Raw genomic sequence first — 19,036 nt, forward strand, 5'->3', positions numbered from 1 at the left:
GGCCTAACAGTGCGGCGGTGGGAGAGTGCTGAGGATGTGGCCCGCGCTTTCGGCGTAATGCAAGGCCAGGACCTGCACTCGGTGCGCCGGTCACTGGCTTTGCGGGCGAAAGACCATTCGGATGCTGGAAACATTGTGCGTGGGTATCCCATGCGCAATACGCTTTTCGCGGCTTCTATCAAGGACATAGGCTGGATAACCGAACTCTGCGCCAAAGGGCGCAAGGGTGATACCGAGCTGCGGGCAGAGGTAAACAAGCTCATTGGTCGTCCGCTTTCGCGTGCCGAGCTGAAAGAACAGGCTGCCACAGCGTTGCCGGGCGTGCCTTTCTGGCACGTTGTGCGTGTAGCAATGGAAAGCGGTCACGCTGTCTATTCCGGAGCCGATCAGCTCATCACACCGGTGGATCTGCCGGGGCTAGAGGAGACCTTCAATGGCGATAGAGTTGCGGCGACCGTGGAGCTGATGACTCGGTACTTCCGCACTCACGGTCCCGCAACATTGCGGGACTTTGCCTGGTGGGCAAAGCTCCCACAAAGACTGATCCGGCCCGCTGCCGAGAACCTCCCGCCGGACATCGTGCGCTGTGGTGAAAATTCGCAGGACTTTGTTTCTGTCGAGGTAGTGGAAACGGCTGAAGCGCGCAAGAAGCAATCGGTATTGCTGCTGGGAGCATTTGACGAGTACATCTTGGGTTATCAAGACCGTCTATTTGCGATGACAAGCGAGGTCCATGAAGTACTGGTACCGGGAAATCGTGGAGTATTTCGCCGCGCCATCGTGGTGGACGGCCAGGTTCGTGGGACGTGGAATAAGCAAGCCATTGAGGACTTGGGCATGCCCGGCTATGCAATGCGGGAAGTTCAAAAGTTGTGGCGGGATGCGCACTAAGTTTTTAGGTAGCCTTTGCTGTGCGGAAAAAGTTATGAGTGTAAGTCGATAGGCCAAGAAGGGAATTGCCGAGCAGTGACGTTAGAAGAGAAGACGAATAAGTGGATCCTCCGCGTCTTTGAAAGCCTGTGGGCCATTCAAGTAAACTTTCTAGCCATCGATATTGCTGGCCTCGGGCTTGAACGGTTTCTTGCAGAACATAAGGCCTATGCCATCGGGTACGGAATTATTGCGGTGTCGTATGTTGTGGCCGCCATGACCATCGCCCGCGTGGCAGCCAACCCGAAGGTCAGAAGACTAACGGCCGCCGCGGTGATGGTGGTAGCTACGGCACTAGCATTCCTCTTCCCATCTTCTTGGATGTTCGCTGTCCTGGTAGTCTTTGCGCTCCTGTATTACTTGGTGCCGCGAAAAGAAGGCGTGTCCATCTGAGGTCGGCGCTCGACTAGGCAATTGGCCAGCATGTCAAAAGGGGTTTGGCCGAAGGTGAGGACGCAGACGCTCAAAACGCCTAGTAGTAGCGGCATGATGAACGGCAATCCTGTCAGCGTGAGCAGGGAGAGTAGCAGCCAGGAATTGCGGAGGTAGGCCGCGCGCAAGCCGGGGTGGGTAGCGAGGATCTCCAGCTTGAGTGACCATTTTCCCAGTGAAGTTGTCTTCGTCGCCTCGGCCCATACGCGGTAGGCATAAAAGACTAGAGCGAGGGCCACAGCATTGTAAATTTCGAGCGTGTGGCCGGTTAAGGGGGCGTCGGCAAGTGCATTGATTGCCCAGCGCGCCACAACGATGACGGCCGCTGCCAGGAAGGCGTCGATCCACCATGCGAGGCCACGGCGCAAAAGTAGGCCAATTCGATCCAGAAACATGCCCATAGGTTAGCGGCAATTCTGGCAGACGAAAATAATCGTGCCGGGGAAGATTTCGCCTCGCTTTGGCGACCATTGGCCCCAAGTGGTGGTGAGATCCTTAGGCCATTCGGGCTCGATAATGTCCTCGATTAGGAAAGGGCCTTCGCCCTGTAAAGCCTGAAACCAATCGGCGATAGTGCGGTGGAATTCCGCATAGGTCAGGTTGCCATCGCGGTCTTGCTCCAGATAAGCACGATCGAAATAGCTGATATCGGCCGTCAGATCGGCGGGGTCATCAGGGAATATCCAGCGCATCGGGTGGTTGGCTGAAAGGACAAAGCGACCAGTTGGTTTAAGAACGCGGGAGACTTCACTTAGGGCTAAGTCAAGGTTGGCAAGGAAGGGAAAGGCTCCGAAAGCCGAGAATGCGGCGTCGAAGGAGTCGGTGGCGTAGGGGAGTGAAAGCGCATCGGCTTGGGCTAATGGGAGTCCGGGGGCAGCGTGGTTCAGCATGCCGCGGGAGATATCGAAGCCGGTGGCGAAGTGCGCGCGCGACTGCAGCCATTCGGTGCACGGGGCGGAGCCGCAGCCAATTTCGAGGACGGAAGAAGTTGAGACGTCGCCTAGCAAGTGTGCTTGATCTTCGTGGAGCATTTCTGGGCACCAGTAAAAGGAAGAAAGATAGTCGGGGTGCTCGGCGTGGTAACTGGCGGCGTCGCTATCCCAGTAGGCCTGGTTTGCGTGCGAGGGGGAAGTCACGGTGGGAGAAATTCCTTTGCGAAATAGTTGGTCCGTGTATTTGCCCTTTAAGCTGGACAGATGTAGTGTTAGACGGGCGTGTCTATGCCACGGGTTGTTCTAAGCCCCTGTAGGAAGGCTTTAAGCAATTACGAGGCGGGATCGAATATTCCTCTTTTTAGCTGCATTTGCGCAGCTTAGCAAGCTTTTTTCGAGAGACGCGCAGTTGTCCAATTTCGATTTCCTACATTTATTCGGAGCATTTTTTCAATATGCCATCTTCTAACACCCCGCAGGTTGCGATTAACGATATCGGAACCGCTGAGGACTTCCTCGCAGCTGTAGACGCCACCATCAAGTACTTCAACGATGGTGACATTGTCGAGGGTACCGTCGTCAAGGTTGACCACGACGAGGTACTGCTGGACATCGGATACAAGACCGAAGGCGTTATCCCTTCCCGCGAGCTGTCCATAAAGCACGACGTCAACCCGGACGAGGTTGTTGAGGTCGGCGATGAGGTTGACGCACTTGTTCTCACCAAGGAGGACAAGGAAGGTCGCCTGATCCTGTCCAAGAAGCGTGCACAGTACGAGCGCGCATGGGGCGCCATCGAGGAGCTGCAGGCCAAGGAAGAGCCTGTTACCGGTACCGTTATCGAGGTTGTCAAGGGCGGCCTCATCCTGGATATCGGCCTGCGTGGCTTCCTGCCTGCATCCCTCGTTGAGATGCGTCGCGTCCGTGACCTGGAGCCGTACATCGGCCAGGAGCTGGAAGCAAAGATCATCGAGCTGGACAAGCAGCGCAACAACGTTGTCCTGTCCCGCCGTGCATACCTCGAGCAGACCCAGTCCGAGGTTCGCTCCGAGTTCCTGCACCAGCTGCAGAAGGGCCAGGTCCGCAAGGGCGTTGTTTCCTCCATCGTCAACTTCGGCGCCTTCGTCGATCTCGGCGGTGTCGACGGCCTGGTTCACGTTTCCGAGCTGTCCTGGAAGCACATCGACCACCCATCTGAGGTTGTCACCGTTGGTGACGAGGTAACCGTTGAGGTTCTGGACGTTGATCTTGACCGCGAGCGCGTTTCCCTGTCCCTGAAGGCTACCCAGGAAGATCCGTGGCGCGTATTCGCCCGCACCCACGCTGTGGGCCAGATCGTTCCGGGCAAGGTCACCAAGCTCGTCCCGTTCGGCGCCTTCGTTCGCGTCGAGGAGGGCATCGAGGGCCTGGTTCACATCTCCGAGCTGGCTCAGCGCCACGTCGAGGTTCCGGACCAGGTTGTCACCGTTGGCCAGGAAGTTATGGTCAAGGTCATCGACATCGACCTCGAGCGTCGTCGTATCTCCCTGTCCGTTAAGCAGGCAGACGAGGACTACACCGAAGAGTTCGATCCGTCCAAGTACGGCATGGCTGACTCCTACGACGAGCAGGGCAACTACGTCTTCCCTGAGGGCTTCGACCCTGAAACCAACGAGTGGAAGGAAGGCTTCGACGAGCAGCGTCAGGCTTGGGAGGCACGCTACGCAGAGTCCGAGCGTCGCTTCAACCTGCACACCGCTCAGATCGAGCGCAACCGCGCCGCAGCCGCTGAGGCTGCTGAGTCTGCTGAGTCCTCCAACTACTCCTCTGATTCCTCCGATGCAGCTCCGGCATCCGAGACTCAGGCAGAGGTTGGCGGCTCCCTGGCTTCCGACGAGCAGCTCGCCGCACTGCGCGACAAGCTCGCTGGCAACTAAAGCTTCCGCTTAGTTTCCGCTAAGCCTGAAGGCTTGGCTCACGGCCGCGCCCGCTTCATCACCTAGATGGGGTGGGCGCGGCTTTTGTGATCTTTTAGACAGTTTGTGCAATCGTTTGCCGGGATGTTCGTTGCCTTTAGATGGTTGACCAGCGGACAAGCAGTGACAAGTGGAAAAACTCCCTGGCAAGTCCACAAAACGGGCTTTTGTTCATGTGGGAATCCTCTTATACTCAAACCTGACGTTATAGCCAGTGCAGTACTGGTTATAAGTGGTATTTGAACTGAGGAGTAAGAAGTGGCATCTATTAAGGACACTTCCACCCACATCGTTGAGAGTATCGGCGGCGCCGACAACATCACGTCGCTGACGCACTGCGCGACGCGCCTGCGCTTTCAACTGGCCGATGCGGGGAAAGTTGACCAAGAAAAGCTCGATAGCGACCCAGCGGTGCTTGGTACCGTGCCCCAGGGCGCTCACGGCTACCAGGTAGTCATGGGCGGCGGCGTTGCTGACTACTACAACGAGATCATCAAGCAGCCCGGTGTGCATGCTTCCGGCGACAAAGAAGCGTCCTCCAAGAAGGAGTATGACGGTGTTCGCGGTAAGTATGACTGGGTAGATTACTGCTTCGAGTTCCTTTCTGATACTTTCCGCCCCGTCCTGTGGGCATTGCTCGGCGCCTCGCTCATCATCATGCTGCTCATCCTGGCGGACACGGCACACATCCAGGATTTCCGTGCACCGCTGGAGGAGCAGCCGGAAGGCTTCCGTCTGGCTCATGCCATGTTCCAGTCGGTCTTCTATTTCTTGCCCGTAATGGTCGGTGCGACCGCGGCCCAAAAGCTGGGCGCGAATATGTGGGTCTCCGCAGCTATTCCCGCAGCACTTTTGACCCCCGAATTTATGTCGCTGGGTGAGCAGGGCGATACCGTCAACGTGTTTGGCCTGCCGTTGGTCATCAACTCCTATGGCTCCCAGGTATTCCCGCCCATTTTGGCCGCGATCGGCCTGTACTGGGTGGAAAAGGGGCTAAAGAAGATCATCCCGAGCGCAGTTCATATGGTCTTCGTGCCGTTCTTCTCCTTGCTCATCATGATTCCGGCAACGGCCTTCCTGCTCGGCCCGTTCGGCATTGGCGTGGGCAATGGCATTTCCTGGGTCCTGTACCAAATCAATGATTTCTCGCCGTTCATCTTGGCTATCGTCATTCCGCTGCTGTACCCGTTCCTCGTTCCGATGGGCCTGCACTGGCCGCTGAATGTCATCATGATTCAGAACATCGCGACCTACGGCTACGACTTCATCCAAGGCCCGATGGGCGCATGGAACTTCGCCTGCTTCGGCGTTGTTGGCGCGGTCATGGTTATCTCCTTCAGGGAGAAGAACAATGCCATGCGCCAGGTCTCTATTGGTGCCTTCGCAGCGGGCATCCTCGGTGGCGTGTCGGAGCCTTCCCTCTACGGCATCTTGTTGCGCTTCCGCCGCAGCTACTACCGGTTGCTGCCAGGTTGTGCGGTAGGCGGCGCAATCATCGGTATCTTTGATGTCCGCGCTGAGGCCTTCGTCTTTACCTCTGCATTGACCACCGGCGCTATGACGCCGCAGCTGGGCTACGTCCTTGGTATCACGGCTGCATTCCTTACCTCTTTCTTCCTGACCCTGTTCTTCGGCTACCGCACAGCAGAAGAAAAGCAGGCAGACTTGGAGCGCATCGCCCGCGAACAGGGCGAATCTGTGGATGACGTAGCTGCTCGTTCGGAGTTTAAGCCCGCCAAGGCCGACAAGGGAGAGTCCCCGAATGCGGGTGGCGCCGTTGCTGCCAGCGCTGCGGGCGCTGCTGCTACTGGTGTAGCCGCCAAGCAGGCCGGTAAGGACGACATCGTGTTGGATTCCCCTCTAGAGGGCGAGGCAGTTGATCTTTCGGAGGTCCCGGATCCTATCTTCGCAGGCGCAAAGCTGGGGCCTGGCATGGCAGTCCAGCCAACTGGCAATACCGTCTATGCGCCTGCCGACGGCAAGGTGCTCACCGTTCAAAAGTCCGGCCATGCGGTAGGCCTAAGCCTCGACAATGGCGTGCAACTGCTCATCCACGTAGGGCTCGATACCGTGGAACTGGGAGGCGAAGGATTCGACGTGCACGTGGAAAAGAAGCAACGCATTTCCGCAGGGGATAAGCTGATTAGCTTTGACCCGGAGTTCATCCGTTCCAAGGGCTATAACCTGATTACTCCGGTTGTGGTCACTAACGCCACCAAATTCGGCGCGGTCTCCGGCGAAGCCGGCCAGGTTACCCCGAGTGATGAACTGCTCCGCATTCCGCCGAAGCCGGAGGAAGCAGCGGAATAAAGTAACGCTGACACCTATAGCGACAGAGGAACCCCGCATCATCGTGTATGGCGGGGTTCCTTTTCGCGTAGGGTGGCTGCCATGAAACTCATTGGCCTTACAGGCGGTATTGGCAGTGGTAAGTCAACAGTCGCAACGCTCTGCCGCGAACGGGGGTGGCGTGTGGTTGACGCCGATGGCATTGCCCGCGACGTCGTCAAGCCTGGCAAGCCCGCTCTATCGGAGCTGGCGGCAGCATTTGGAGAAGATATTTTGCTGCCGGACGGCAGCCTCAACCGCAAAGAGTTAGCGAAGCGAGCCTTTGCGGACAAGGAACACACTGAGTTGCTGAACTCCATTACCCATCCACGCATCCAAGCGGAAACGCAGCGCCAATTCGAGGAGGCACGTGAAGAAGGCTATGACTTTGCCGTTTACGATATGCCGCTATTGGTGGATAACGGCTTAGACAAAGACATGGACTACGTCATCGTGGTCGACGTGGCCGTTGAAGAGCGCGTCCGTCGCCTCGTTGCTTCACGCGGGTTGGAAGAGGACGATGCGCGCCGTCGCATAGCAGCGCAGGTACCTGATGAGGTGCGATTGGCCGCAGCCACGCACGTCATTGACAACAACGGAACGCTGGAGCAGCTGCGCGCGCGAGCGACCGAGGTCATGAACCGCATAGAAGCGGAGTCCTAGACGCGGGGTCACCCAAACTTTAACCGTTGGGTGGTTAGAGTTCACGCAGTTTCGAAGTTGCGTTAACTTTCGCGTCTTAAGCTACTCGCCGTGGGAACGTGGGATACTGGGCCTTTTGACAATCATGCAGCGCGAGAACTGCTCGCTAGCTTGCGTGATGGCTCGTTCGATCTCAAAGCCTTTCAGAAGTCATGCGCCGAAGAGCCCATGGACTCCGATGACGCGGAAACCATGATCGCACTGGGCGCCTTATTGAAGCTGAAAGCTGATGCGCTGCCGGAAGGAATCCACCGCGAGGATCTTGCGCCTCTGTATACGCCGCAGTCTAAAGCATGGCTGCGCCGTCGCATCAATAGTGCGATGCGCCCAGAGACCTCCTCGGTTTATGCGCTGTGGGAGACCACCGGCGAGCTGGAAGAGTGGCTGCGCACCGCGCAGGACTCCTTGCCGTGAACATAGCTAGCTGCGCCGTATAAGCAGTAGAGTAGTGGGCATGGCTTTTGCTGCTGAACATCCTCTTATTCCAAATTCCGAGCACCGCGTCGTCAGCGAGGTCGAGCGCACCCCAGGTGAGTTTCAGGTTGTCTCTGAATACGAACCGGCCGGCGACCAGCCCGCCGCTATTGCAGAGCTCAATGAACGCCTCAACCGCGATGAGCGCGATGTTGTACTCATGGGTGCTACCGGTACAGGTAAGTCCGCCACAGCTGCGTGGTTGATCGAAAAACAGCAGCGGCCCACGCTGGTGATGGCGCCAAATAAGACCCTGGCGGCGCAGCTAGCGAACGAGCTGCGCCAGCTCCTGCCGCATAACGCAGTGGAGTACTTCGTCTCTTATTATGACTACTACCAGCCAGAGGCATATATCGCGCAGACGGATACCTATATTGAAAAGGACTCGTCCATAAACGAGGACGTAGAGCGCCTGCGCCACTCGGCTACCTCGGCCCTCCTGTCCCGCCGGGACGTGGTGGTTGTCTCCTCCGTGTCGTGCATTTATGGCTTGGGTACCCCGCAATCCTATTTGGATCGCTCAGTCATTATTTCCGTGGACGAGGAGCTGGACCGGGACCGCTTTCTCCGTTTGCTGGTGGATATCCAATACGAACGCAACGACGTGGGATTTACCCGTGGTACCTTCCGTGCCAAGGGTGACACGGTCGATATCATTCCGGCTTATGAGGAACGTGCGGTACGCATTGAATTCTTCGGCGATGATATCGATTCCCTCTACTACATTCACCCCGTCACTGGCGATGTCATCGAGGAAGTAGACGAGGTGCGTATCTTCCCCGCGACCCACTACGTGGCAGGACCCGAACGCATGGAAAAGGCCGTAGCCGCCATCAAAGAGGAATTGGCCGAGCGCTTGGAAGATCTGGAAAACCGCGGCAAACTGCTGGAGGCACAACGGCTTCGCATGCGCACCGAATACGATCTAGAAATGATCGAGCAGGTAGGTTTTTGCTCCGGCATCGAGAACTACTCCCGCCACGTCGATGGCCGTCCGGCCGGCTCCGCTCCGGCAACGCTGCTGGACTACTTCCCAGAGGATTTTCTCACCATCATTGACGAGTCCCACGTCACGGTCCCACAGATCGGCGGCATGTTCGAGGGCGATATGTCCCGCAAGCGCAACCTGGTGGAATTCGGTTTCCGGCTGCCCTCCGCAGTGGATAACCGCCCGCTGACCTTCGATGAGTTTGAACAACGCGTGGGACAAACCGTCTACATGTCCGCCACCCCTGGCGACTTTGAACTAACGTCCTCGGACGGTGAGTACGTGGAGCAGGTTATTCGCCCGACTGGTCTGGTGGATCCGAAGGTTACCGTCAAACCCACTAAGGGCCAGATTGATGACCTTATTGATGAGGTACGCACCCGCATTTCGCAGCAAGAGCGAGTGCTGGTGACGACGCTGACTAAGCGCATGGCAGAAGACCTCACCGATTACCTGCTGGAGCAGGGGATTAAGGTGCGCTACTTGCACTCGGATATCGATACCTTGCAGCGCGTCGAGCTCTTGCGGCAATTGCGCCTTGGCGAGTTTGATGTGCTGGTGGGCATTAACCTCCTGCGTGAGGGACTTGACCTCCCCGAGGTATCGCTCGTTGCCATCTTGGATGCGGACAAGGAAGGTTTCTTGCGCTCTACCACCTCGCTTATCCAGACCATCGGCCGTGCTGCCCGTAACGTCTCTGGCGAGGTGATTATGTATGCCGATAAAATCACCGATTCGATGCAAGAGGCAATCGAGGAGACGGAGCGACGCCGCGAAAAGCAGATAGCCTATAACAAGGAACACGGCATCGACCCGCAGCCTTTGCGGAAGAAGATTGCCGATATCCTTGACCAAGTCTATGAAGACGGCGGGGACGAAGAGTCCAACTCTGACCCCTCTGCAGTGGTGGAGAAGCGGGATATTTCCAGCATGGCTACCGATGAGGTGCAGGCGCTTATCGACGACCTCTCGGCCCAAATGGGGGCCGCCGCACGCGAGCTCAAATTCGAGCTGGCTGGTCGTCTGCGCGATGAGATTGCTGATCTAAAGAAGGAATTGCGTGGATTGAAGGAAGCGGGAATTTAGTTTTCTCCCCCTGAAAGTGATGATTGGCTCCGCGGGTACTTCTCTTAAGGGCTGCGCTAGTTATACTGGATAAGTGCCAGAAGCGCCGTTTAGTTGTCACTGTGAAATAGTTCAACTGCAAGGAGAATAATGCTTACTTATAAAAACATTGCCGTCGGCACCGATGGCTCTGAAACCTCCCTGCGCGCGGTCCGCGCTGCGGCGTCCATGGCACGGGCGTACGACGCTAAGCTGATTATTATCTCAGCTTTTTATAACCACGCTGGATCCATGCTTGGTGCTCCGAGGGGCGACGAAGCCGGTCTGCCCGTTGTAAGTGAGGACATGGCCGGTACCTACCTAACCAATGCCACCCGTATCGCCGAGTCGGAGGGTGCGGAACACATTGAAATCGTAGGGAAATCTGGAGACCCAGTAAAAGCCTTGTTGGAAGTAGGTCAGGACTATGACGTGGACCTGTTCGTGGTGGGAAACCGCGGCGTGAATTCCGTTCGTGGTCGAGTCTTTGGTTCTGTCCCAACGGAACTAACCCACAAGTCAAAGGTAGACGTCGTCGTAGTTAATACCAGCGAGAAACGTTAATCTTTTTTCGTTGTTACACTGGCAGTAATGCCTCTGTAGGCTAAATAAACACTCCGGGTACACACCCACAAAGAAAGGTCATCATGAGCGACTACAACTCGATCGTTGTCGGTACTGACGGTTCTAAGTCTTCTCTCCTCGCTGTAGAGCGAGCAGCTAAGATCGCCGCTGCATTCGATTCCAATCTGATTATCGGTTGTGCTTACTACGAAAACCAGGAGCAGGCTTCTAAGACCCTGCGCCAGGATTCCGTAACCATCTTGGGCGATGAGAAGGCGGAGGCAAACCTCAAGGATGCTAAGGCACACGCCGAGAAGTTCGGCGCTTCCAAGGTCGAAACCGCTGTTCGCCCGGGCACCCCAGTGCAGGCCCTGATGTCCATCGTCAACGACAACGATGCTGACCTGCTTATCGTGGGCAACCGCGGCATCAACTCCCTGACCGGTCGCCTGCTGGGCTCCGTGCCGGCAGACGTTGCTCGCCAGTCCGACTGCGATGTAATGATCGTTCACACCGTCAGCTAAATGCGGTGATTAAAACCCGCCTTGGTCTTGTTGGAAGGCCAAGGCGGGTTTCGTCGTTAAGCGCTGTTTACTCCGCTGGGTGTGCAGCGTTGAATGCGGCGGCAATGGCGTCGCCGTTCGCGCCCTGAATCAAAGGGATAGAGAAGTGGCCCTCCTCATTTGCATCGGCCAAAGGGCTCAGGGAGCCGTGAGAGAGCAACTGCTCTTGCGGGCTCAGATTGCGGATGAGCACAGAGTGGATCCGGTCCGGATGCTCGTTAGCCACATCGCCGTAGGTGAGCGGATCATGCTGTCCGTCATCGCCAATGAGAATCCATTGCATATCCGGGTAGGCAATGAGTAGATTGCGCAGTTGAACACGCTTGTGCTCCTGACCACTGCGGAAAAGTCCCGTTTCCGTTGGGCCCCAGTCCGTCAGCAGCATGGGACCCGCGGGGAAACCATGGTGGGACAGGAATTTCTTGAGCGAGCCAAAGGTATTCCAAGCGCCCGTAGATAGATAAAACACTGGGGCTTGGGGGAAGCGCTGCTGTAGCTGAGTATAGAAATCGGCCATTCCGGGAACGGCCTGCCGCTTGCTAGGGCGCTTGGCCCAGGAATTCCACGCCGCAGTGAGCGCACGCGGCAGCCACGTGACAAGCACCGTGTCATCGATATCGCTAATAATGCCGATCTTGGCCGCCGGATCAACGATAAGTAGTTGGACCTCCACGGCTTTCGCGTTTGCGGCCTCGATTGTTGCCGTATGCCACCCGGGCTCTAATTCGTGGTCATGGACTAGTAAGTCAATGTATCCGTTTCGATCGGTGGTGCCGGTGACAGTCTTTTCCCCAATAGTTACCGAAACGTCGTGGTGTCCTACTTGAATGGTAAGAAACTGCTGGTAGCCGCGCTGACCCCACGTATCCTTCTTGCCTTCATCAGGATCGTGCATGAGGACGCGGCCGAAGATTCTCACCTGATCGGTGGTGCCATAGCCTGTATATCCCACAATCAGGGGCTGCCATCCACGCTGTTGGGAGCGCTTCAAAGTAATGGAGTTAAGTGAGCTTTCAGCTTTGCGCATGATGTCAGATAAGGCCATGGCATAAAGCTTACGGGAGCCTAAAGAACTTCGCCGCAGTCACCAACGAGCGTGAGGGATTGAGTGGCACGAGTGATGCAGACATAGAGGTTCTGCAATCCCTGTGGGGAGGAATCCACGATGCGCTGCGGATCGAGCACGACCACGTGATCAAACTCGAGGCCCTTGTAGCGCTCCGCCGTGGCGGCATCAATAACCGCTGTGAGCCTGCCGTCCTCTTCGCTGTGTACTCCAGGGGTGTAGGTGCCCTGCTCAAGCCGGCGCACCTGCACCCCATCACGGATGGCTGTCGCCGGAATGGCGTCAGGGTTAATCATTTCCAACAGTCCATTGGCCAATTCCGTAATGGGCTGCGGGGTGCGATAGTTGACGGTTAAGAAGTGGTGACGGAAGCGTTGGGCCACGAAGGGCTCGAGGGCCTCGCCCCAGTCATCAACACCTGCCGGGGAACCAGTCTGGGAGGTATCACCCACCAAAGTCATCCACCTCGAAGGGCAGCGGCGGAAGAGCATTCGCCACTCCATAGGCGTTAATTCCTGGGCTTCGTCCACGATGATGTGACCATAAGCCCACGTATGATCTTCGCGGGCACGTTGGGCAGTGGTGCGCTTATCGCGCACCTCCTGGCGGTGCGCCAAGGTTTCGGCGTCGATGACATCGTGGGCAGAGAGGATTTCTGCTTCAAACATGTCATCGTCATTATCTGTGGACTCGGAGGAGGACAAAATATCCAGTGCGTCTTCCGCATCCGCCACTTGCTCGCGCCACGCGGCATCATCGGCTGCCTTCTTTTCTTCAGGGTTGGGCAGACCGATGAGGACGGCAAGCTCGTCTAGCAAGGCCGCGTCCGAATCCGTCCATGCTCGTCCCTCTGCACGGTAGAGCGCTTCTTGGGTTTCCTCGTCATACCCGTGGGCGGCAGAAGCGATGCGCTCTCGCGAGGAGACTAGAGCAGCAAGTACATCGGTGGGGTGTAGTTCGGGCCAAAATTCATCGATCAAGGCTGTAACGGCCGCGTCCTCAGCAAGGTCATCGTGGAATTGATCAATATCGGCGCGGGAAAGGAGATTTTTTCCGCCAAGCGGATCGGCACCTACCTTTTCTGCCATTTGCTGGGCTAGGTCCTCTACGAGGTGCTCAATGAAGGCACCACGCGCTTCATTGTGTGGCTTTCGCGAGCGGCGTGCACGTGTGCGGGCGCTTTTCACCATGCTGGGCGTTACCTCTAGGGCCAGGCCGTCGACTGCCAGTTCACGCGGGTCGTCGGGAAGCAGCTGGTAGTCCTTGACCGCGGTGGAGAGGATTTCCACCATGGCGTCGCTGCCCTTGATTTCCCGAGCCACCAGGTCTTCTTCGTGTTCCGGTTCGATTCCAGGGAAGAGTCCGCCGATGGTGGAGAGCACCACGCCGGTCTCGCCTAGTTCTGGGAGCACGCGCGAAATATAGTCCAAGAAGCTGCTATTGGGACCAACGATGAGTACGCCAGTGGCAGAAAGCAGCTCGCGGTGGGTATAGAGCAGATAGGCAACGCGGTGCAGCGCAACTGCGGTCTTACCGGTGCCAGGGCCGCCTTCTACCACCATCACGCCGCGGGTGTTATCGCGGATAATCTCGTCCTGCTCCCGCTGAATGGTCTCCACAATGGAACCCATGTGGCCCGTGCGGGCTCGCTGCATAGCGTGATAGAGAGCGGATTCGCTCGCTACGCCGGCCTCTTCTTCACGCACGCCGGGACCGGCAAGGACCTCATCATGAATGCCGGTGACGGTGCGCCCCTTGGTGCGGATTTGGCGGCGGGTGTGCACGCCTTCTGGTTGGGCGGTGGTAGCGAGATAGAAGGGCCGTGCCATGGGGGCACGCCAATCTAGAAGGAGCGTGCGATAGTCCTCTTCACGCGCATCGAGTCCCATGCGGCCGATGTAGCGGCGATCTAGGCCTTCCGCGGTGGGATTGTCACCGGGGGCGTCAATATCGATGCGGCCAAAGACCAATCCCATTTGGGCCACATTGAGACGATCCAGCTTGGCTTGGAGCCCGTGGTATTCCGTTTCGCGGCGTACCAAGGCATCTGCGTCCGGGGTGGAGGGATCTACGTCCGCCTGCACCTCATTGAGCCGTTCATTTGCTGCAGCCACCTCATCGTCGAGGCGGGAGAAAAGGCCGTCCACATAATCTTGCTCCGTAGCGATGGCTTCGCGCTCCGAGGAACCTGCGGCCGCCGCGTGCTTTTGGGATGCTGAGTTCACGTGACTCCTTGGTGATTGGACGTTGATGGGGTGGAAGGTGCCGGGCACGCTGTCCGGCGAGGGGGAGAGATGAGTTTAGACCCTGCTGTGACAAAGAACAACGGCCCAGCATAAGGCTGGGCCGTTGAGTCATCGCCGAGATACTCGGCCAAGGAAGATGTGGCTACTTAGAGCGCTTTTCCAGCTTCTTGATAGCTGCCTCGATCTTCTTATTTGCCTCCTGCTGCAGCTTGTCAGCGTGCTTGGAGGCTTTCTTGTTTGCGCGCTTGGACTTGGCGCCATCCAGCTTGGCGACGGCCTTGTCGGCACGTGCCTGAGCCTTGGTAGCTGCCTTCACAGCACGGGTACGGGCGATGTCGCGATTAGCCTGTGCGGTCTCGAGCCAGTCACCCTTATTGTCTTCAACGTAAGTCTTGGCGTTGTCGACCGAGTCCTCAATGAAGGACTTAGCGTTGCCCAGCAAGCCGCGGCCAGACTCCTGCCAATCGTCCTTGTTGTCCTCTACATAGGTCTTGGCATCGTCAACATAGGACTTTGCAGTATCCAGCAGACCACGGCCGGTGGACTGCCAGTCATCCTTGTTGTCGTCTACATAAGCCTGTGCCTTGGCAGAGGTCTCGTTGATCCAGTCGCCGGCCTTGGAAGACAGCTCGTTAGCACGGGCAGAGAGCTCCTCGCGCTTCTGCTCGGATTCAGACTTGGTAGGCAGTGCCTGCTGAATCTTCTTATTCGTGCGCTTGCCGGCCTTCTGTGCGCGCCAACGCAGGGAAGGCTTGCCCTCGGTGTCCTGGGTAGCGATAAATAGGGCGCCGAGCAAAGCGGTGTTGGTAACGAATCCGTTGCGGCGGGATTCCTTGTCTTCCTTGTTGTCTGCTGCCCAGAAGTTATTCTTGCCAATCAGGTTAGGCAGGGTTGCGGCGGCCAGTACCGCAGCGGAAGTGCGCGGTGCCTTGCCCAGAGCCAAGGTGGAGCCGGCGCCTACCTTAGCGCCGCCAATGGCGCGGGTAACTAGTTCTGGGTCATTGGGGATGTAGCCCTGGTACTCAGAAGGAACGGCCTTGCGCACGGTCTTGAGGAAACCCTCGGTCTCCTTGACATGCTCGGACGCGTTGCGCAGGTTGTCTACGCCTTCCCATACAAATACGGATGCCAGCATGGGGCGGGCAAGCTTGCGAATCATAGTCCTTAAAGCTCCTTAGCTCGTTGTTCTAGACCTATCGTGTGCTAGACCATTGTACGCGGAAAACCGCCTTTGGATCACCAGCGGCGTTCCCACCAGTCACCAAGCTTGGGTCGCTCCTCGCCCAAGGTCGTGGACTTGCCGTGTCCCGGGCGCACGATCGTATTGTCGGGGAACTCATCAAAGATGCGCGCGGTGACGTCCTTATATAGACGGACGAAGTCTCCCTCAGAGGTAGTCTTGCCCAGGCCACCGGGGAAGAGGGAATCGCCTACGAAGAGATTGGTGACGCCATCGATGCTTGCAACTAGGGCTGCACCGCCGGGGGTGTGGCCGCGCAAGATGATGACTGGCAGCTGAAGACCCGCGAACTCGATGGAATCGCCCTTGCGCAGCTCCACGTCTACCTCAGCCGGGATGGCGGGGGAATCAAGGAAGGAGGCGTAGTGAGTAGCACCCGTTTCGGACAAAATCTCCTCGAGTGCGCGCACGTGGTCCCAGTGGCGGTGGGTCGTGAGCACCGCGGTAATTTTCACTCCGGCCTTGCGGGCCATGTCGAGGATTGCGGGCGCGTCATCGGCGGCGTCGACAAGCAAGCCCTCTTCGCCCGCCTGAAGGAGGTAGCAGTTATTGTCCATCTCGGACACGGAAATCTGATGTAGCTGAAGCTCGTTAGTCATGTGTCCCAGCCTACGGGTACATTCGAGGGAAGATTGCAATCCCTAGGACTGGAGGTCTGAGCACAGTGGCTGATCGTTTGGTGGTGCGCGGTGCCCGCGAGCACAACCTCAAGGGCGTGGATATCGATATCCCCCGCGATAAAATGGTTGTTTTTACCGGCCTATCCGGCTCCGGTAAATCTTCGCTGGCCTTTGACACCATCTTCGCTGAAGGCCAGCGCCGCTACGTGGAATCCTTGAGTTCTTATGCCCGCATGTTTTTAGGGCAGATGGATAAGCCCAACGTGGAATTTATTGATGGCCTGTCACCCGCGGTGTCCATTGATCAAAAATCCACCAACCATAATCCACGCTCCACGGTGGGCACGATCACGGAGATCTACGACTACCTGCGCTTGCTATTTTCCCGTGCTGGTACGCCGCACTGCCCAAAGTGCGATGCGGTAATTGAGCGCCAAACGCCGCAGCAGATCGTGGATGCGGTGCTGGAACTAGAAGAAAAGCTGAAGTTCCAGGTGCTTGCACCCGTAGTGCGCAAGCGCAAGGGCGAGTTTGTGGATCTTTTCCAAGACCTGTCGGCGCAGGGTTATTCCCGCGTGCGAGTGGATGGAGAGACCCATCAGCTCAGCGATCCTCCCAAGCTAAAGAAGCAGATCAAGCACAATATTGAGGTAGTGGTTGACCGCCTGCAGGTGAAGGCCTCGCAGAAGCAACGCTTAACGGATTCGGTGGAAACGGCCCTGCGCTTGGCCGATGGTCTGGTCACCATCGAGTTCGTAGATAGGGAAGAGCTCACCCACACGTACTCGGAAAAGGCCGCCTGCCCCAATGGCCACACCTTGACCATTGAAGAGTATGAGCCCCGTGCCTTTTCCTTCAATGCTCCGTTTGGTTCTTGCCCGGTGTGTGATGGTTTGGGTACCAAGCTGGAAGTCGATGTTGACCTGCTTATTCCGGATCCGGATGCCCCGGCGGTTGATGCGATTCAGCCGTGGCACTCCTCTCCCAACTCCCGCTACTTTGTCAAACTAGTGGAGGGTCTGGGCAAGGCAATGGGCTTTGACCCTAAGACGCCAGTGAGCGAATTGACCAAGGAGCAGCGCCATGCGCTCATCTATGGCACGGACGAGGAGGTGCAGGTTCGGTACAAGAACCGCTACGGGCGCCAGCGCAATTGGACCGCGCCGTTTGAGGGCGCGACCGGTTTCATTCACCGCAAACTGGAAACGACCGATTCTCAGTCCCAAAAGGATCGCCTGCTGCAGTACACCCGCCGCGTGCCGTGCAGCACCTGTAAAGGCACGCGCTTGAAGCCGGAGATCTTGGCTGTCCGCTTGGCCTCTACTACTCACGGTGAGCAGTCCATTGCGGGGCTGTGTGCGCTTTCGATTGAAGATGCCTCTGAGTTCCTGGACTCTTTGGTGCTGGGGCACCGCGAGGAAATCATTGCCGGTGCGGTACTCAAGGAAACCCAGGCTCGGTTGCGCTTCCTTCTGGACGTCGGTCTGAATTACCTGACCCTGGATCGCGGTGCGTCCACGCTTTCGGGCGGCGAGGCACAACGCATCCGTTTGGCCACGCAGATTGGTTCCGGTTTGGCCGGCGTACTTTATGTGCTCGATGAGCCTTCCATTGGTTTGCACCAACGCGATAACCAGCGCCTTATTAAGACCCTGCAGCGTTTGCGCGATATTGGCAATACCCTCATCGTGGTCGAACATGACGAAGACACCATCCGAGAGTCCGATTGGCTTGTCGATGTGGGCCCGCGTGCCGGTGAATATGGTGGCGAGGTGGTCTATCAAGGCGAACCGGCGGGAATTGAAAAGGTAGAGGAGTCCCTGACTGGCCAGTATCTTTCTGGCAAGAAGGTGCTCGCCGTCCCTGACCACCGCCGCGAGATCGACAAGGATCGCACCCTGAAGGTCGTAGGCGCGCGCGAGAATAACCTCAAGGGCATAAACGTCGAAATCCCGCTGGGAGTGTTGGCATGCATTACCGGCGTTTCTGGTTCTGGTAAGTCCACCGTGGTTAATGAGATTTTGGCCAAGACCTTGGCCAATAAGCTCAACCGCGCCCGCCAGGTGCCCGGCCGCGCCAAGCGCGTCGAGGGCGTGGAGCACCTGGATAAGCTGGTCCAGGTTGACCAGAGCCCGATTGGCCGTACGCCGCGTTCCAACCCGGCGACCTACACGGGCGTCTTTGACAAGATCCGTAACCTTTTTGCCGAAACCCAGGAGGCCAAGGTTCGCGGCTACAAGGCCGGCCGCTTCTCCTTCAACGTCAAGGGTGGGCGCTGCGAGGCATGCCAAGGCGATGGCACCATCAAGATCGAGATGAACTTCCTGCCGGACGTGTATGTTCCGTGTGAGGTGTGTGAGGGCGCTCGCTATAACCGCGAGACCCTGGAAGTGCACTACAAGGGAAAGAACATCGCCGAGGTTCTTGATATGCCAATTTCTGAGGCAGCGGACTTCTTCGAACCCATTAACTCGATTCACCGCTACCTTGCCACGCTTGTCGACGTCGGCTTGGGCTACGTCCGCCTCGGCCAAGCCGCTACCACACTGTCTGGCGGTGAGGCGCAACGCGTTAAGCTCGCCTCAGAGCTGCAAAAGCGCACCAACGGTAGGACTATCTACATCCTGGACGAGCCGACCACCGGTCTGCACTTTGAAGACATCCGCAAGCTGATGTTGGTCATCCAGGGCCTTGTAGACAAGGGAAATTCGGTGCTCGTCATCGAGCACAACCTCGATGTCATCAAGGCTGCGGACTGGATCGTGGATATGGGACCGGAAGGCGGTGCCGGCGGTGGCACCGTAGTCGCGCAGGGCACCCCGGAAGATGTCGCGCAGGTGGAGGGCTCCTATACCGGTAGCTACCTAAAGGACATGTTGAAGTAGGGACACT

General features: G+C 57.5%; 16 protein-coding genes. 10 read left to right on the top strand and 6 right to left on the bottom strand.

Annotated elements, in window-relative coordinates; genetic code table 11:
* The first annotated feature begins 36 nt into the window (after window positions 1-36).
* Window positions 37-891: a DNA glycosylase AlkZ-like family protein gene (locus RAE09_RS08610; RefSeq protein ID WP_302257586.1), complete on the top strand. Its 855-nt coding sequence runs from the start codon at window positions 37-39 to the stop codon at window positions 889-891.
* Window positions 892-966: 75 nt separating this feature from the next.
* Entirely contained in the window at window positions 967-1,323 is a 357-nt protein-coding gene (locus RAE09_RS08615; protein ID WP_302257587.1) for a hypothetical protein, read from the top strand.
* On the opposite strand, the gene RAE09_RS08620 is transcribed toward RAE09_RS08615, so the two are convergent.
* Together RAE09_RS08620 and RAE09_RS08625 are read right to left on the bottom strand one after the other, a co-directional pair.
* Window positions 1,287-1,757, bottom strand: coding sequence for an RDD family protein (locus tag RAE09_RS08620; RefSeq protein ID WP_302257588.1), 471 nt, complete (start codon window positions 1,755-1,757; stop codon window positions 1,287-1,289). The two genes, RAE09_RS08615 and RAE09_RS08620, sit on opposite strands and share 37 nt — an antisense overlap.
* A 9-nt stretch (window positions 1,758-1,766) precedes the next feature.
* The gene (locus RAE09_RS08625; RefSeq protein WP_316981476.1) at window positions 1,767-2,498 is read right to left on the bottom strand and encodes a class I SAM-dependent methyltransferase; all 732 of its coding nucleotides are present in this window, start codon (window positions 2,496-2,498) and stop codon (window positions 1,767-1,769) included.
* A gap of 251 nt (window positions 2,499-2,749) precedes the next feature.
* Here RAE09_RS08625 and rpsA point away from each other — a divergent pair, with 251 nt between their 5' ends.
* From rpsA to RAE09_RS08660, 7 genes are all read left to right on the top strand, one after another.
* Complete coding sequence (gene rpsA / locus RAE09_RS08630; protein ID WP_023021654.1) at window positions 2,750-4,210, top strand: 30S ribosomal protein S1; 1,461 nt, start codon at window positions 2,750-2,752, stop codon at window positions 4,208-4,210.
* Window positions 4,211-4,507: 297 nt separating this feature from the next.
* Complete coding sequence (locus RAE09_RS08635) at window positions 4,508-6,559, top strand: glucose PTS transporter subunit IIA (RefSeq protein WP_250410846.1); 2,052 nt, start codon at window positions 4,508-4,510, stop codon at window positions 6,557-6,559.
* Between the two features lie 81 nt (window positions 6,560-6,640).
* Entirely contained in the window at window positions 6,641-7,240 is a 600-nt protein-coding gene (coaE, locus tag RAE09_RS08640; protein ID WP_316981477.1) for a dephospho-CoA kinase, read from the top strand.
* A 90-nt stretch (window positions 7,241-7,330) separates the two neighbouring features.
* Entirely contained in the window at window positions 7,331-7,693 is a 363-nt protein-coding gene (locus RAE09_RS08645) for a DUF4259 domain-containing protein (RefSeq protein WP_005323276.1), read from the top strand.
* 40 nt (window positions 7,694-7,733) lie between these two features.
* Window positions 7,734-9,827, top strand: coding sequence for an excinuclease ABC subunit UvrB (gene uvrB / locus RAE09_RS08650; RefSeq protein WP_179386448.1), 2,094 nt, complete (start codon window positions 7,734-7,736; stop codon window positions 9,825-9,827).
* Window positions 9,828-9,956: 129 nt separating this feature from the next.
* Window positions 9,957-10,409 (top strand): universal stress protein, encoded by a 453-nt coding sequence (locus tag RAE09_RS08655; protein WP_005323274.1) that lies wholly within the window; start codon window positions 9,957-9,959, stop codon window positions 10,407-10,409.
* Between the two features lie 83 nt (window positions 10,410-10,492).
* A complete protein-coding gene (locus RAE09_RS08660) occupies window positions 10,493-10,933 on the top strand; it encodes a universal stress protein (protein WP_005323273.1) in 441 nt (146 codons plus the stop codon).
* Window positions 10,934-11,000: 67 nt separating this feature from the next.
* Here the strand turns inward: RAE09_RS08660 and RAE09_RS08665 are convergent, their stop codons facing one another.
* The 4 genes from RAE09_RS08665 to RAE09_RS08680 form a co-directional block, all read right to left on the bottom strand.
* Window positions 11,001-12,017 (bottom strand): App1 family protein, encoded by a 1,017-nt coding sequence (locus tag RAE09_RS08665; RefSeq protein ID WP_316981478.1) that lies wholly within the window; start codon window positions 12,015-12,017, stop codon window positions 11,001-11,003.
* A 20-nt stretch (window positions 12,018-12,037) separates the two neighbouring features.
* Complete coding sequence (locus RAE09_RS08670; RefSeq protein ID WP_316981479.1) at window positions 12,038-14,263, bottom strand: HelD family protein; 2,226 nt, start codon at window positions 14,261-14,263, stop codon at window positions 12,038-12,040.
* Window positions 14,264-14,426: 163 nt separating this feature from the next.
* Entirely contained in the window at window positions 14,427-15,443 is a 1,017-nt protein-coding gene (locus tag RAE09_RS08675) for a DoxX family protein (protein ID WP_005323270.1), read from the bottom strand.
* A gap of 77 nt (window positions 15,444-15,520) precedes the next feature.
* Window positions 15,521-16,123 carry an MBL fold metallo-hydrolase gene (locus RAE09_RS08680; RefSeq protein ID WP_005327847.1) on the bottom strand — a complete coding sequence of 201 codons (603 nt, stop codon included), beginning with the start codon at window positions 16,121-16,123 and terminating at the stop codon, window positions 15,521-15,523.
* Between the two features lie 65 nt (window positions 16,124-16,188).
* Between RAE09_RS08680 and uvrA the strand changes: the two genes are divergently transcribed.
* Window positions 16,189-19,029, top strand: a complete 2,841-nt coding sequence (gene uvrA / locus RAE09_RS08685; RefSeq protein WP_316981480.1) for an excinuclease ABC subunit UvrA — start codon at window positions 16,189-16,191, stop codon at window positions 19,027-19,029.
* The last annotated feature ends 7 nt before the right edge of the window (window positions 19,030-19,036 follow it).

The organism is Corynebacterium tuberculostearicum, from assembly GCF_032821615.1.
In the GTDB taxonomy this organism is placed as follows: Bacteria; Actinomycetota; Actinomycetes; order Mycobacteriales; family Mycobacteriaceae; genus Corynebacterium; species Corynebacterium tuberculostearicum_H.